Source organism: Streptomyces sp. NPDC026538, assembly GCF_055567535.1.
In genome coordinates this window covers 994728-1010237 of sequence record NZ_JBVHQG010000001.1, presented here as the reverse complement: position 1 = coordinate 1010237, position 15510 = coordinate 994728, and the positions used below count along the sequence as shown (strand labels likewise).

At 71.9% G+C, this 15510-nt stretch carries 11 protein-coding genes and 1 tRNA gene; 9 read left to right on the top strand and 3 right to left on the bottom strand.

Annotation, left to right across the window (positions count from 1 at the left end):
* Positions 1-94 precede the first annotated feature (94 nt).
* From ACZ4N4_RS04560 to ACZ4N4_RS04550, 3 genes are all read left to right on the top strand, one after another.
* Positions 95-1564: an MFS transporter gene (locus ACZ4N4_RS04560; protein ID WP_467584350.1), complete on the top strand. Its 1470-nt coding sequence runs from the start codon at positions 95-97 to the stop codon at positions 1562-1564.
* Between the two features lie 68 nt (positions 1565-1632).
* The gene (locus ACZ4N4_RS04555; protein WP_467584347.1) at positions 1633-1806 is read left to right on the top strand and encodes a hypothetical protein; all 174 of its coding nucleotides are present in this window, start codon (positions 1633-1635) and stop codon (positions 1804-1806) included.
* Between the two features lie 3 nt (positions 1807-1809).
* A complete protein-coding gene (locus tag ACZ4N4_RS04550; RefSeq protein ID WP_006136074.1) occupies positions 1810-2043 on the top strand; it encodes a hypothetical protein in 234 nt (77 codons plus the stop codon).
* Here the strand turns inward: ACZ4N4_RS04550 and ACZ4N4_RS04545 are convergent.
* A complete protein-coding gene (locus tag ACZ4N4_RS04545; RefSeq protein ID WP_467584345.1) occupies positions 2022-3233 on the bottom strand; it encodes a glycosyltransferase 87 family protein in 1212 nt (403 codons plus the stop codon). The two genes, ACZ4N4_RS04550 and ACZ4N4_RS04545, sit on opposite strands and share 22 nt — an antisense overlap.
* Positions 3234-3346: 113 nt before the next feature.
* Between ACZ4N4_RS04545 and ACZ4N4_RS04540 the strand changes: the two genes are divergently transcribed.
* A tRNA-Ala gene (locus ACZ4N4_RS04540) sits at positions 3347-3419 on the top strand.
* Between the two features lie 166 nt (positions 3420-3585).
* Here ACZ4N4_RS04540 and ACZ4N4_RS04535 read toward each other — a convergent pair.
* Positions 3586-5196, bottom strand: a complete 1611-nt coding sequence (locus tag ACZ4N4_RS04535; protein ID WP_453572730.1) for an NADH-ubiquinone oxidoreductase-F iron-sulfur binding region domain-containing protein — start codon at positions 5194-5196, stop codon at positions 3586-3588.
* Positions 5193-6485, bottom strand: a complete 1293-nt coding sequence (locus ACZ4N4_RS04530; protein ID WP_467584342.1) for a cytochrome b/b6 domain-containing protein — start codon at positions 6483-6485, stop codon at positions 5193-5195. The genes ACZ4N4_RS04535 and ACZ4N4_RS04530 overlap by 4 nt, the downstream gene beginning before the upstream one ends.
* Before the next feature lie 426 nt (positions 6486-6911).
* On the opposite strand from ACZ4N4_RS04530, the gene leuS reads away from it, so the two are divergent.
* The 5 genes from leuS to ACZ4N4_RS04505 all read left to right on the top strand — a co-directional run bounded on the left by leuS (position 6912) and on the right by ACZ4N4_RS04505 (position 15510).
* The gene (gene leuS / locus ACZ4N4_RS04525; RefSeq protein ID WP_467584340.1) at positions 6912-9791 is read left to right on the top strand and encodes a leucine--tRNA ligase; all 2880 of its coding nucleotides are present in this window, start codon (positions 6912-6914) and stop codon (positions 9789-9791) included.
* A gap of 159 nt (positions 9792-9950) precedes the next feature.
* Entirely contained in the window at positions 9951-10679 is a 729-nt protein-coding gene (locus ACZ4N4_RS04520; protein ID WP_467584338.1) for a hypothetical protein, read from the top strand.
* A 72-nt stretch (positions 10680-10751) separates the two neighbouring features.
* Positions 10752-11597 carry a DegV family protein gene (locus tag ACZ4N4_RS04515; RefSeq protein WP_467584335.1) on the top strand — a complete coding sequence of 282 codons (846 nt, stop codon included), beginning with the start codon at positions 10752-10754 and terminating at the stop codon, positions 11595-11597.
* Between the two features lie 131 nt (positions 11598-11728).
* Entirely contained in the window at positions 11729-12832 is a 1104-nt protein-coding gene (locus tag ACZ4N4_RS04510) for a ComEA family DNA-binding protein (protein WP_467584333.1), read from the top strand.
* Positions 12829-15510, top strand: coding sequence for a ComEC/Rec2 family competence protein (locus ACZ4N4_RS04505; RefSeq protein ID WP_467584331.1), 2682 nt, complete (start codon positions 12829-12831; stop codon positions 15508-15510). The genes ACZ4N4_RS04510 and ACZ4N4_RS04505 overlap by 4 nt, the downstream gene beginning before the upstream one ends.

The following is a 15510-nucleotide window of genomic DNA, read 5'->3' as shown; positions in this document are numbered from 1 at the left end:
CGTGAGCGCCGCACCCGCCCCCTGCCAGGTGCTGCCAGTACCAGCATCGGTGGGCTCTCGGCACCCGTACCGGCCCCTCGCCACGCTCGGACACATGACGACGACATCCCGGACGGGACCAGGCCCCGCACCCGCTCGAACCCCTGCGAAAAGTGAAGCACCCGGCACTGACAACCGGCCCCGGCTGCTCCTCGCGGTCGTCCTCGCGGCCCTGTTCATGGCCGTGCTGGACGTCTTCATCGTGAACGTCGCGGCCCCCACCATCGGTTCCGAACTCCACGCCTCCGGCGCCGACCTGCAGCTGGTCGTGGCCGGCTACGCCATCACTTACTCCGTGCTGCTGATCACCGGCGCCCGCCTCGGCGACCGGCTCGGCCACGGCCGGGTCCACCTCGCCGGACTGGTGCTGTTCACGACGGCCTCGCTGGCCTGCGGCCTGGCCCAGGGGGCCACCCAGCTGATCGTGTTCCGGCTGGTTCAGGGCGCCGGGTCGGCGGTGATGATCCCGCAGGTCCTCAGCATCATCCAGCGCACCTTCACCGGCGAGGCCCGCATCCGGGCGCTCGGCGCCTACTCGGCGGTCCTCGCGGTCGGCGCCGCGGCCGGCCAGATCATCGGCGGCGTCCTGGTCGGCGCGGACCTGTTCGGCACCGGCTGGCGGCCGGTGTTCCTCGTCAACGTGCCGGTCGGCGCCGTACTCCTCGTCCTGGGCAAGCGCGTCCTGCCGAGGGGCACCGGATCCGGGCCGGAGCGGGCGCGCGGCCTGGACCTGCCCGGCCTGGTCCTGCTGGGGGCCGCCGTGTCGCTGCTCACGGTTCCCCTGGTGCTCGGCCAGGAGGAGGACTGGCCGCTGTGGTCCTGGCTGTCCCTGGCGGCCGCCGTGCTCCTGTTCGCGCTGTTCTGCGGCTACGAGGTGCGGCTCGCCCGGCGCGGCGGCGCCCCGATCGTCGCACCCCGGGTGCTGCGCCACCCCGGCATGGGCCTGGCCGTCTTCCGCGTCCTCGCCGTCATGGCCGTCAACGCCGGACTGCTCTTCACGCTCACCCTGCACGTCCAGAGCGGCCTCGGCTACGGCGCGCAGCGCGCCGGACTCACCTTCGCGCCGACCGCCGTCGTCTTCGGCGTGGTCGCCCTGACCTGGCGCAGGTGGCCCGCCTCCTGGCAGCGGGCGCTGACCCCGGCCGGGTTCGCGCTGACCGGGCTGTCCGTCACCGGCGTCGGGCTGGTCTTCCACGGCGGCGGCGACGGGGGCGCGTGGCTCTATGTGGCGTACGCCGGCGTGGGCGCGGGGCTCGCGCTCGCGTTCAGCCCCACCCTCACCGGAGCGCTCGCAACCGTGCGCCCCGAGGACGCGGCGGACGCCAGCGGTCTCCTGGCGACCGTCACCCAACTCGGCCAGCTCATCGGCGTCGCCGCATTCGGCACACTGTTCTTGAACCGGCTTGAGTCACTTGGGGCGCCGCGGGCGTATACCTCTGCGGAGGCGCTGTCAGCCTGCGCATGGGCGCTCGCCGCGACGGCGGCCGCGGGTGCCGTGTCCGGACTGGTACTGAGGCGTCGCTGACCGTATTGGTCCGGCCGTGGCAGAATCAAACGGCCGGAAGGGGGCGCGGCCCGACGGGAGGAGTAGCGATGCCTGCGAGCATCCATGAGGAGGGCGGCCACCTCCTCGGTGCGGCGTTGATACGGGACACGACCACCCGGCTGCTCTGCCCTTCCTGCGGTTCCGTACATGTGGCCCAAGTACTGGGCGACAATGGCGGGATCTCCTACGTGTGCACGGCCTGCGGCCACAGCTGGAGCTGATCGATGGGTGCACACAGGCGGAAGTGCGACTGGTGCGGGAGCGGCACTCCGATCGTCCGCGACATGGAGCCGATCAACCCCGACTACCAGTACTGGTGCGAGGAATGCGCTCGGGCGCTGATCATAAAAGGCGACCCGATCGAGACCTACCGTGAACTGGAGGGCGAGCCGATCTACGGCCGTCTTCTCGAGGAGCACTGCACGCTCAAGCGGTTCTACTCGTTCGTCACGGCCTGAACGGCGCCCGGCTTCGGCAACGATGTCCGGGCGAGCGCCAGGAACAGCAGTCCGGTGACCGCGTAGAGCGCCGACAGCGTCAAGTCGACGGCGTTCTGGTGCAGTTCGGGCCGTCCATGCTGATGTGGCACCCACCACAGGGCGTACGAGCAGAAGACCAGCAGCGTGCCGGCGGCCGCCGCCCGGTACCCGCGCGTCCACAGCAACAGCACCACGGGCACGCACCACACCCAGTGGTGCGACCAGGACACCGGGCTGATCAGCAGCGCGGTCACCGCACACCCGGCCACCGCCCAGCCCCGCCGGCCGCGCAGCTCCGCCGCGACCGCCACCGCGAGCCCCAGAACGGCCGTCAGGGCCGCCGCGGCGGTCCAGAGCGCCCCCGGCTCGGGTGTGTGCAGCAACCGCGCCAGAACGCCGCGCAGGGCCTGATTCGCGGTCTCCTCGGCCCGCCCCACCCGTCCAGTCCGGAACACCATCCCGGTCCAGAACCGCCACGAGTCGTAGGGCAGGACGGCCGCCGCCAGCAGGGTCGCCCCCGCGAAGGCGACGGCCGCCCCGCGCGCGTGCCGCAGCCACGGGCCGCCGTCCCGGCCCCCGCGGCGTGCCATCAGGCCCGTGGCGAGCAGGAACACCGCGAACAGGGCGGGCGTCAGCTTGACCGCGGCCGCGAGCCCGACGCCCACCCCCGCCCAGCGGCCCGGACGTTCGGCCGGAGGCCGTGACAGATCCCACAGGATCAGCACGGCCAGCAGCAGATTGACCTGCCCGTAGCGCACGGTCGTCCACACCGGCTCGCACCACACGGCCGCCGCCGCGACCCACAGCACGCCCTCCACGCGCGCGTGCCCCACGAGCCGCAGCGACAGCGCAACGAACACCACCAGAAGAAAGAGGTTCCCCGCCGTCGCCAGCGTCCGCATGGTCGTGACGTCCGGCAGCGTCAGCGGGGTGAACAGCAGCGCCGCGAACGGCGGGTAGGTGGACGGCAGATGAGCTGCCGTCGTACGCAGTGCGTACAGGTCGCCGCCCGCGAGGACGGTCGCGCCCTCCGCCCGGTAGACCATCAGGTCGATCATCGACACGTGCGCGGCCCGCTGAGCCACCCAGAACGCCGTGAACGACAAGAGGCAGGCCCCCAGGGCCACCGGCACCCGGCGCCGGGTCTCGGAGAACACGATCACGGTCACGAAGTCCGACACTAGCGCCCGTATCCGCACAGAACGGAAACGATTTGGTGGTGCACCCGGTCGACCGTGTAATGTTGGCGTCGCCGCCAGGGAAACCGGGCGGAGCGAAACGCGGGGCTATAGCTCAGTTGGTAGAGCGCCTGCATGGCATGCAGGAGGTCAGGAGTTCAATTCTCCTTAGCTCCACAGAAGTCGAAGGCGGACCGTCCGGATGGATGGTCCGCCTTCGGCGTTTTCGGAATCATTCGAAAACACCGGAAACGGGCGCCGGGAAACGTGCACCAGATGTAAGGCGGGCCACCCGACCGGGTGGCCCGCCTTACATCTGGTGCTGGTGCTGGTGCTGGTGCGGTCAGCGGCCGAGGGCGCGGCGGCCGCGGCCCTGTGAGAGGACCGGCAGGTTCCTGGCCGGTGCCTGGGAGCGCGTGTCCTCCTCGAGACGCAGGGCGAGCGCCGGGCAGCGGCGTACCGCGCGCAGCGCCTTGGCCTCCGCGAACCGCGGCACCTTCGCCTGCGCCACCGTCGGGAAACCGTCCGCGCCCAGCTCGAAGACTTCCGGGAGGATGTCCGCGCACAGGCCGTGGCCCCGGCACAGCGTCCAGTCGACGTAGATCTTCTGACGGCTGCCGCTCGTCTCCTCGGGCTCTCCGCCGCCCGGGATACCGGCCGGCATCTTGCCGTCCTCGAAGAGCGGCAGAACGCCCTCCACGGGCCGTCCGCAGCCGTTTCCGAGGACATGCGCGGCCAGGTCGTCGGTGAACGCCTTGATCGTCGACTCCAGGAACATCGCGGAGCCGTCCGGGTGCGAGCACGCGCCGCGCCGCTTCACGTTCTTGGCGACCTGCTTGAGCGCTTCCAGGGCAGCCGGCCCGCCGCCGTTGAGGATGTCCTCCATGCCGCGCGCTGCCGCCGGCAGACCGAGATAGCAGGGACCGCACTGTCCCGCGCTCTCCTCCGCCAGCCACTGGGCGACCCGCAGCGACTCGCCCAGCGGGCAGGTGTCCTGCGTGATCGGCAGGATCGCGCCGGCGCCCAGTGCTCCGCCCACCGCGTCCAGGGAGTTGCGGGAGACGATCGCCTCGTTGACCGTCGCCGCGTCGATCCACTTGCCGTGATAGCCGCCGGTCAGCACACCCTGCGGCACCGGCGGGGCGCCGGCCAGCTGCAGGACGTAGCGCAGCGGCACACCCGTGGGCACCTCGATCACCATGGGGCGGGCGACCGCGCCGGAGACCGTCAGCATGACGGTGCCCGGCTCGTCGTACAGGCCGGTGTTGCCGTAACGCTCCGGACCGATCCGGGCGGCGATCGCCAGCTGCGCGAACGTCTCCGCGTTCGACAGCAGCGTGGGCGCACCGCCGACACCGTTCTGGGAGGCGCTGGTCTTACGGCCGGGCGGGACCGCCGGGCCGCCGTCGATCGAGCGGATCAGTGACGCGGCCGCGCCGGTGACCATCCGGACCGGGTTGCGCTGGACGAACGCCTTCAGGGCCGAACGGCGGCCGGTGCTCAGACCGCGTTCGGCGAGCGCCTGCTCCATGGAGCGCTGCGTGGACTCGCGGGTGACCCCCACCACGAGCGTGCGGGCACCCAGCGCCTCGGCGCACAGCAGCGCGCCGTCCAGGATCAGATGCGGGGCACGGTTGATCAGCACCGTGTCCTTGCGGCAGGCCGGCTCGTCCTCGCTGCCGTTGACGACGACCACCGGCCGGACGCCGCGCTTGATCGCCGCTTCGGCGACCGAGCGCAGCTTTTTGTGGAAGGGGAAGCCCGCGCCGCCACGGCCCTTCAGGTTGATGCGTTCGGAGAGCTGCGCGAGCTGCTCCCCACCCAGGGGTTCAAGCGGCCCGTGCACCTTGAGGTGCATGGGCAGATCGAGTCTTTCGACAAGGTCGAAGCCCGACGTGAGCTGCGGAAGGCCGACCACGCGGACTTCTGGGACGTCGGGCAGGGCCTCGTTCACCTATAGCCTCCGGAAGGCGTGTTCCAAGGTTCGCCCGAACCCGGTGCGTCGAAGGACGCGCCGGGTGCTGGTTCGTTGGCGGGACCGCTGTTGTACGTGTCGTTCGAGTTGTACGTGCCGTAGCCGGGGTTCGTCTCACCCGTGTCGTACACATCACGTCCACCCGGTCCGCCGACGCCCGGATTGCCATAGACCGGGATGTTGTATCCGGTGTCCTGGAGCGGGTCGTACGCCGACGGGGGCGCCTCGCCGACCGGCGGCGGGGACGGGACCGGCCAGCTGCCCGAGGTGCTGCCGGGGCCGTCCATGCGCGGGAAGGCCTCGGTGGCCTGGAGGTCCAGCCGCTCCATGCGCGCGGTCTGACCGGCCGCGAACGGCGACTGGGGCTGACCGGGCGTGGAGGTGGCCCGGTAGGCGGCCGCGAAGCCGGAGGCCGGCTCGGGGGCGGCCATGCCGGTCGGGAACAGCGGGTTGGGCTGCGGGGCCCTGGCGTCTGCCCGCGAGGACCTCGGCTCGCGTTCACGTCCGCCGTCGTAGCCCGGCAGGCCGGACTCGCCCACCCGGGCGCGGCTGGCGTCCAGCTCGTCCAGGTCGGGGCGCTCCGAGCTGCCCAGGATGGAGACGAGACGGTCGGCGACCTTGCGCTTGAACGGGCGCGGGGCGGCGCGCAGCGCCAGCGCGCCCATCACGCCGACCAGGCACAGCTCGTACGAGATCATGAAGAAGGGCTTCGCCGCGCGGCCCGCGAACAGGCCGTGGATCAGCGCGGCGCACCAGGCCGGGTAGGCCAGCATGTGCATGGCCCGCCAGCGGGCCGCCACCACGGCCGGGGCGGCGAAATTGCTGCGCAGGGCGCCGGTGACACCCACGAAGATCATCAGCAGTCCGGCCAGCGAACCGAGTCCGATCAGGCCGGCGCTTCCGGTGACGCCGAGCGAGAACGGGATGATCGCGGCGATCACCACGGTGTGATCGAGGGCGATCTTCGTGACGATGTGCACCAGCAGGAACGCGATCGAGGCGACCGCGGTCGTCCGGTGCACCGCCTGGCCGACGATCCGCTGGCGGGTGTTGAGGAAGATGCGGTCCTGTGCGACCAGACCCCAGATCACCGAGCAGCTCAGCGAGACGAGCGAGAGCACGCCCGCGCCGAAGTTCAGGAACGATTGGAACTGGCTGCCTCCGGTCAGCACGACCACGGGTATGAGCAACAGAACGACAGCGGACGCCACCCCCCAGGCCGAGCGGCCTGGCTTGGGGAGCGAGCTGTTACTACGACGAGGGTTCATGGGGGCAACTCCGAGCAGTTCGGGAAAGCGGTCCCGGTGCCGCAGCCTAAGTGGCGCCATACCGATCAGTACGAGGTTTGAGTTGTTGCGTTGTTATCAAAGGGCAATGCGGGCCTTGCGATGTCCCTTAGTGGTTGTTACGCGAAGTAAGTTTTGAACCTGGTTCAACTATTGTCCCGGTTGTCGCCTTAGACGTACGTGTCAACCGTTGATACGTAAGCGCGTCGCGGCTTGCTCAAGTGCTGCGGTACCCTGACGCCATGCGTGCCGTACGCCTTCTGCTTAGCGGGCCGCGCTGATCAGTCCCGACCGCCGGACCAAACGGCCGGTCGGCATCGGCGCGGCGTCCCCTCCTGTGCGAGGGGATTTTTCGTTTCTAGAAAGTCACAGCCGCAGGCAGAGACGATCGATGGAGCTTTGAGGATCATGAGCGAGACGAACCCCGCTGCCGCCGCCCCGTCGGCGGAGGCCGCGCCGCACCGCTACACGGCCGCCCTGGCGGCCGAGATCGAGGCACGCTGGCAGGACTTCTGGGACGCCGACGGCACCTACGCGGCCCCCAATCCCAAGGGTGACCTGGCCGGCGACCCCGAGCTGGTCGCCAGGCCCAAGAAGTTCATCATGGACATGTTCCCCTACCCGTCCGGGGCGGGACTGCATGTCGGCCACCCCCTGGGCTACATCGCCACCGACGTCTTCGCCCGCTTCCAGCGGATGAACGGCCACAACGTCCTGCACACCCTGGGCTTCGACGCCTTCGGCCTGCCCGCCGAGCAGTACGCGGTGCAGACCGGCACGCACCCGCGTGTGTCCACCGAGTCCAACATCGAGAACATGAAGGCGCAGCTGCGCCGGCTGGGCCTGGGCCACGACAAGCGCCGGTCGTTCGCCACGATCGACCCGGACTACTACAAGTGGACCCAGTGGATCTTCCTGCAGATCTTCAACTCCTGGTACGACGACGAGGCCAAGAAGGCCCGCCCGATCTCCGAGCTGATCGCCCAGTTCGAGTCCGGTGAGCGAGCCGTACCGGGCCACACGCGCGCGTGGAACGAGCTGACCGCAGTCGAGCGAGGCGACGTCCTGGGCGAGTTCCGGCTGGCCTACGCCTCCGACGCGCCGGTCAACTGGTGCCCCGGGCTGGGCACCGTGCTGGCCAACGAGGAGGTCACCGCCGACGGCCGTTCCGAGCGAGGCAACTTCCCGGTCTTCAAGGCCAAGCTGCGCCAGTGGAACATGCGTATCACCGCCTACGCCGACCGGCTGCTGGACGACCTGAACGAGCTGGACTGGCCCGAGGCCATCAAGCTGCAGCAGCGCAACTGGATCGGCCGTAGCGAGGGCGCCCGCGTCGACTTCCCGATCGACGGCGAAAAGATCACCGTCTTCACCACGCGCCCCGACACCCTGTTCGGTGCGACCTACATGGTGCTGGCCCCCGAGCATCCGCTGGTCGACGAGTTCGTTCCGGCCGCCTGGCCCGAGGGCACCCACGACGTGTGGACCGGCGGTCACGCGACGCCCGTCGAGGCCGTGGCCGCGTACCGCGCGCAGGCCGGCGCCAAGTCCGACGTGGAGCGGCAGGCCGAGGCCAAGGACAAGACCGGCGTCTTCACGGGCGCGTACGCGACCAACCCGGTCAACGGCGAAAAGGTCCCGGTGTTCGTCGCCGACTACGTGCTGATGGGCTACGGCACCGGCGCGATCATGGCCGTCCCGGCCGGCGACCAGCGCGACTTCGAGTTCGCGCGCGCCTTCGAGCTGCCGATCGTCTGCATCGTCGAGCCGACCGACGGCCGCGGCACCGACACCTCGACGTGGGAGGACGCCTTCGGTTCGTACGACGCGAAGATCATCAACTCCTCCAACGACGACATCAAGCTGGACGGCCTGCCGGTCGCCGAGGCCAAGGCCCGTATCACCGAGTGGCTGGCTCGCAAGGGCATCGGCGAGGGCACCGTCAACTTCCGGCTGCGTGACTGGCTGTTCAGCCGCCAGCGCTACTGGGGCGAGCCCTTCCCGATCGTCTACGACGAGGAGGGCGTCGCGCACGCGCTGCCCGAGTCGATGCTGCCGCTGGAACTGCCGGAGGTGGAGGACTACTCGCCGCGCACCTTCGACCCGGAGGACGCGGACACCCAGCCCGAGACGCCGCTGTCGCGCAACGAGGAATGGGTCAACGTCACCCTGGACCTGGGCGACGGGCCGAAGAAGTACCGCCGCGAGACCAACACCATGCCCAACTGGGCCGGTTCCTGCTGGTACGAGCTGCGCTACCTGGATCCGCACAACGACCAGCAACTGGTCGACCCGGAGATCGAGCGGTACTGGATGGGCCCGCGCCAGGGCCTGCCGCACGGCGGCGTCGACCTGTACGTCGGCGGCGCCGAGCACGCGGTGCTGCACCTGCTGTACGCCCGTTTCTGGTCGAAGGTCCTGTACGACCTGGGGCACGTCTCGTCCGCCGAGCCGTTCCACAAGCTGTTCAACCAGGGCATGATCCAGGCCTACGTCTACCGCGACGGCCGCGGCTTCCCGGTGCCCGCCACCGAGGTCGAGGAGCAGGACGGCGCCTACTACTACCAGGGCGAGAAGGTCACCCGGCTGCTGGGCAAGATGGGCAAGTCCCTGAAGAACGCGGTGACTCCGGACGAGATCTGCGCCGAGTACGGCGCCGACACGCTGCGCCTGTACGAGATGGCGATGGGCCCGCTGGACGTCTCCCGGCCGTGGGACACGCGCGCGGTGGTCGGCCAGTTCCGGCTGCTGCAGCGGCTGTGGCGCGTCATCGTCGACGAGGCGACCGGTGAGGTCACCGTCACCGACGCCGATGCCGACGAGGACACGCTGCGTTCTCTGCACAAGGCGATCGACGGTGTCCGCCAGGACCTGGAGGGCCTGCGCTTCAACACCGCCATCGCCAAGGTCACCGAGCTGAACAACCACCTGACCAAGGCGGGCGGCGCGGTGCCGCGTACGGTCGCCGAGCCGCTGGTGCTGATGATCGCGCCGCTGGCCCCGCACGTCGCCGAGGAGCTGTGGCGCAAGCTGGGTCACACCGACTCGGTCGTGCACCGGGACTTCCCGGTCGCCGACCCGGCGTACGTCGTGGACGAGACCGTGACCTGCGTCGTGCAGATCAAGGGCAAGGTCAAGGCCCGCCTGGAGGTGTCGCCGGACATCTCCGAGGACGAGCTGGAGAAGGTGGCGCTGGCCGACGAGAAGGTCGTCGCGGCGCTGGACGGCGCGGGGATCCGCAAGGTGATCGTCCGCGCGCCGAAGCTGGTGAACATCGTCACGGCGTAACGGCCACGGGCCGCCTTGGGGTGGTCCCCTAAGGGCAGGTTCGGGGTCTTTCTGGAACTCCGGGCCTGCTCTTTGCGTTTACCGTTGAAGGGGCGGCCGCCCCTGCCGTGCTCGGAAGCGGTCGGGTGGTCGGGTGGCCGTCAGCGGAGGAGGAGCACCGTGGGAACATTGATCGCCGTATTCGCCGTGCTCTTCCTGCTCTTCGTCGCGGGCGGGGCATATGTCACGTTCAAGGCGGTCGGCGCCGCCAAGCGCGGTGTGGACCGTACGATCACGCAGGCCCGGCGTACGGTCGAGGACCACACGCTGCGCGCCAAGTCCATGGTCCAGATCGGCCCGGCGGCCGAGATCGCCCAGCTGCGGCTCACCCTGCGCACCTCTATGCGGGCCACCCAGGACGCGCTGCACGCCGGCGTCGCCGAGGACGAGTCGCTCAAGGAGTCTCTCGGCCTCTTCCAACGGCTCAGCGTGCACGGGCAGGAACTGGACGGCGAGCTCAGGCGCCTGGAGTCCGAGCCGGACCGGGCCACGCTATCCGCCCGGCTGCCCGAGCTGCGCCGGCGCACCACACGCGTCACCGAGTCCGCGGACGCGTTGCGGTGGGCGGTGCGTGACCGTGCCCACCGGTTCGCCGACGACGACCTGGACACCTTGAGCACGCAGATCGGCGTCGAGGCGGACGCCCTGCGGCACTGGACCCGTCCCGCCCCCGCACCCGAGACCCCGCCGTGGCCCGACGCCGCTGCCGGTCAGGGGGATCGCCAGACCTGGCCCGAGGCACCCCGGTCCGTCCCGGAGGAGGATCCGGGGCAGCCCGCGATCACGCCGCCCGGGCGGCGTCAGGCCTACCCCTGGCAGAAGAAGCCCCGGCCGGAGAGCACCACTTGAGACGGCCGGTCCTGGTCGAGGCGGGCGGGGGCGGGCTGCCGTCCCTGGGCTACGCCAGGTAACCTCCAGCTCATGTCCCGCCATGTCGCGATCGTCACCGATTCAACGGCCTACCTGCCGCCGCGGACGATGGAGCGCCACGGCATCACCGCGGTTCCCCTGACCGTGGTCCTCGGCGACCGGGCGTTCGAAGAGGGCACCGAGATCTCGACCCGTTCCCTGGCCCAGGCTCTGCAGAAGCGGCGCTCCGTCACCACGTCCCGGCCCAGCCCCGAGGTCTTCGCGGAAACGTACCGCAAGGTCGCCGACTCCGGTGCCACCGGCATCGTCTCGCTCCACCTGTCCGCCGAACTGTCGGGCACCTACGACGCGGCGGTCGTCGCGGCGCGCGAAGCACCCGTCCCGGTGCGGGTGGTGGACACCGGGATGGTCGCGATGGCGCTGGGTTTCTGCGCGCTCGCGGCGGCCGAAGCCGCCGAGTCGGGCGGCACCGCCGACGAGGCCGTCACCGCGGCGGAGAAACGCGCCGCCGGCACCTCGGCGTACTTCTACGTCGACACCCTCGACTACCTGCGCCGTGGCGGCCGCATCGGCGCGGCGCAGGCGCTGCTGGGTTCCGCGCTGGCCGTCAAGCCCCTGCTGCGGCTGGACGGCGGCCGGATCGAACTGCTGGAGAAGGTACGGACGGCGTCCCGGGCCATCGCCCGCCTCGAGGAGCTCGCCGCCGAGCGCGCGGGCGGCGCCGAGGTGGACATCGCCGTCCACCATCTCGCCGCCCCCGACCGGGCCTCGGCCCTCGCCGACCGGCTGCGGGCACGGGTGCCGGGACTGGCCCAGCTGCATGTGAGCGAGGTCGGTGCGGTGATCGGCGCGCACACCGGTCCCGGGCTGCTCGGGGCGGTCGTCTCACTGCGGTGACCTGTGGATCAGAGGGCGGCGGTCTCGCCGCTTTCACTCGTGTGGGTGGCGAAGTTATCCACAACCGGGCCGTGATCCACGGAACTTGAGCAAGATCATCGTGAATCGGCGGGAAGCCTGATCCTCGTCGCATGGCACTTCGATCACGCTCACACGAGACACATGCGACCAGTGGCCCGGGCCGGGGCCCCACCTCCGACGGCCGGACCCGGCACCGCCGCTCCCCGGCCCGGGTCCGCACCCGGCACCGCCCGGCCCCGGCGGAAGAACTGCGCCGCCGGGCGGAGCTCCTCTTCGGCGAACGGGGGGTCACCAGGCCGGAGCCGGGACACGGGCCCCCGCACGCGGGCACGGTGACCGGTACCGGTACGGCGGCCGGACTGACCGCCGCCACCTCCGGGCTGCGCACCGCCGCGTCCGGGGTGCGTACCGCCGCGGCCGTACTGTCCACGGCGGCGGCGGTGATGTCCTCGGCCCGTGCGCTCGCCGACGAGGGCACGGGCCTGCGCGAACCGGCGCTCCCCAAACTGCGGTCCCGCGTCGGGCTCGCCGTGCGGGAGCGGATGCCGGTGTGGCTGCAGACCCGGTGCGGGCTGGAACGCCGGGGCGCCGTCGCCCTCGGGGTGGTTCTCGTGGTGGCCGCGGCCCTGGCCGTGCAGCACTTCTGGACGGGCCGGACCGAGTCGGTGAGCGCACCGGAGGTGGTGCGCGCCGAGGCTCCGTACGAGAAGAGCGAGGAGAAGGTTCCGGCCGCGGGCACCGGTACCGCCGCGGCGCCCGCCGGGCCGGCGGGGCCCGGCGGCGAGGTCGTCGTGGATGTCACCGGGAAGGTGCGTGAGCCGGGGGTCCACTCCCTGCCGGCCGGGTCCCGGGTGACCGACGCGCTAAGGGCGGCGGGCGGGGTGCGGCCCGGTACGGACACCGGCGGACTCAACCGAGCCCGTTTCCTGGTGGACGGCGAACAGATCGTCGTCGGGGGCCCTGCCCCGCCGCCCGCCCCGGGCCAGGTGGCAGGCGGTGCCGCGACGGGAACGGGCCCGTCCGCCCCGATCTCCCTGAACACGGCGACCGTGGAGCAGCTCGACGCCCTGCCCGGCGTCGGCCCGGTACTGGCCCAGCACATCGTCGACTACCGGACCCAGCACGTCGGCTTCCGCTCGGTCGACGAACTCCGCCAGGTCAAGGGCATCGGCGACCGCCGCTTCTCCGACCTGCGGGATCTGGTCCGGCCATGAGTCGCGCGAGCGACGGAGTGCCGCCGGGATCCGTGACGGTACGCCGGGCCGTGCACGCCGGTTCGGGCAAGCGGCTCGGGACCGCGCACCCCCGGCAGGACGCCGCGGCCGACCTGCGGCTGGTGCCGCCCGCGCTGGCCGCCTGGGCGACGGCGGCGCTGACCCTGGACACGCCGCCGGCGTGGACGGCCGGGACCGCCGGCGTCTGCCTGATCGCCGGACTGATCCTGCTGTGCGGGAGCCGCTCAGGCCGCCGAGCCGGCACGGCGACTCGCAACTCTCCAGATGTCGGGTCTGGGACGGTGACCGGCAATTCTCCGGATCTCGGGTCTGGGACGGTGACCGGCAACTCTCCGGATCCCGGGCATGGGAGGGTGGCTCGCAACCCCCCGGCCCCCCGGTCGACTTGGCGGAACGCCTCCGTCGGTGCTCTGCTCCTCTGTGTCGCCGGGGCCGCCGCCTCCGCGGGGCTGCACGGGGCGGATGTGCGCCGGGGGCCGGTGCCCGGCCTGGCCCGCGCCTACGCGACCGTGACCGCGGAGGTGGAACTCACGGGCGATCCGTGGGTCAGCAGGCCGCGCGTGCGGGGTGACCATGCCACTCCGGTCGCCGTGCTGGTGCGGGGCGAGGTACGGCGGGTGGAGAGCGGCGAGGGGGCGGCGGTGACGACGAGGTCACCGGTGCTGATGGCCGTCGACCCGGGGGTGCGGGCGCCGGGTGGCGGTGGCCGCGCGGAGTGGCTCGGGCTGCTGCCCTCCACACGGCTGTGGGTGAGCGGGCGGCTGGCGCCGGCGACGGCCGGCGGGGACCGGACCGCGGCGATGCTGCGGGTGCGGGAGCGTCCGGCGCCGGTGGTGGTGGGTGAGCCCAGCGGGCCGCAGCGGCTGGCCGGACGGTTGCGGGCCGGGCTGCGGGAGGCGACCGAGGGGCTGCCCGAAGACGCGCGGGCACTGCTGCCCGGGTTGGTCGTCGGGGACACCTCGCGGATCACCCCCGAACTGGACGAGGCCTTCGAGCAGACCGATCTCGCGCACACCCTCGCGGTCTCGGGCAGCAACCTCACCATCCTGCTCGCCCTGCTCATCGGACCGCCGGGACTGGCCCAGCAGGTCGAGCGGCGCGGCCTCGCCCCGCGCCTGGGGCTGTCGCTGCGATCGACGGCGCTGTTCGCGTCGGCACTCACCCTCGGATTCGTCGTCGTGTGCCGGCCGGACCCCAGCGTGCTGCGGGCCGCGGCCTGCGGAGCCGTCGCCTTGCTCGCCCTGGCGACCGGGCGCCGCAGGTCCCTGATCCCGGCACTGGCGACGGCGGTTCTGTTGCTGGTGCTGTACGACCCGTGGCTGGCACGTAGTTACGGCTTCCTGCTGTCGGTGCTGGCCACCGGGGCGCTGCTGGTGCTGGCGCCCGGCTGGAGCGAGGCGTTGCGCCGGCGCGGGGTGCCGGAGCGGCTGGCCGAGGGCCTGGGCGCGGCTGCCGCCGCGCAGGCGGTGTGCGCGCCGATGGTCGTGGTGCTGTCGGCGCGGGTGAGTCTGGTGGCGGTGCCGTGCAATCTGCTGGCCGAGATCGCGGTCGCGCCGGCCACGGTGCTGGGGTTCGCGGCGCTCGCGGCGGCCCCGGTGGCGATGCCCTTGGCCAAGGCGCTGGCGTGGTGCGCGGGTTGGCCGGCCGGGTGGATCGCGGGGATCGCCCGGACCGGGGCCGCGTTGCCGGGCGCGGGCGTGGACTGGCCCGGGAGCTGGGCGGGGGCGCTGCTGCTGGCCGGGGTCACGGTGGCCGTCGTACCTCTGGGGCGGCGGTTGCTGCGGCATCCGTGGTGGTGCGGGGTGCTCGGGTTGCTGCTCGTGCTGCTGGTGGTGCGGCCGGCGCCGCTGACCCGGGTGATCACGGGCTGGCCGCCGCCCGGCTGGCGGCTTGCGATGTGCGACGTCGGGCAGGGCGACGCGACGGTGCTCGCGGCGGGTGCCGGCACGGGCGTGGTGGTCGATGCAGGGCCCGATCCGGCACTGGTCGACCACTGCCTGCGGGAACTCGGCATCACCCGCGTCCCGCTGGTCGTCCTGACCCACTTCCACGCCGACCATGTCGGTGGGCTGCCCGGGGTGCTGCGCGGGCGGACGGTGGCGCAGATCGAGACGACCGGCTTCGAGGAACCGGCGGAACAGGCCGAGTTCGTACGCAGGGAGGCGGCCGAGCACCGGATCCCTCTCACGCACGCGGTCGCCGGGGAGCGGCGCACCACCGGCGGGCTGGACTGGCGGGTGTTGTGGCCGCCCCCGGATCCGGCACCGGAACCCGACGGCCCGAACGACGCCAGTGTCGCGTTGTTGGTCCGTTCGGCCGGACTGCGGATGCTGCTGCTCGGAGACCTCGAACCCCCGGCCCAGCAGGAGCTGCTGAGATCACCGGCGGCCGCCGGACTGGGTCGGGTGGATGTTCTGAAAGTGGCCCATCACGGGTCCGCGTACCAGGATCCGCGGCTGCTGCGGCTGGTGGCACCCCGGGTGGCGCTCATCTCGTGCGGGGCGGACAACCCGTACGGGCATCCGGCGCCCGACACGGTGGCGCGGCTGAGGGCCGCGGGCGCGGTGGTGCTGCGGACCGACCGGGACGGGGCGCTCGCGGTGACCGGCGGCCGTACGGGACGGGAGGCGGGGGAGCTGGCAGTGGCGCGAGACTGA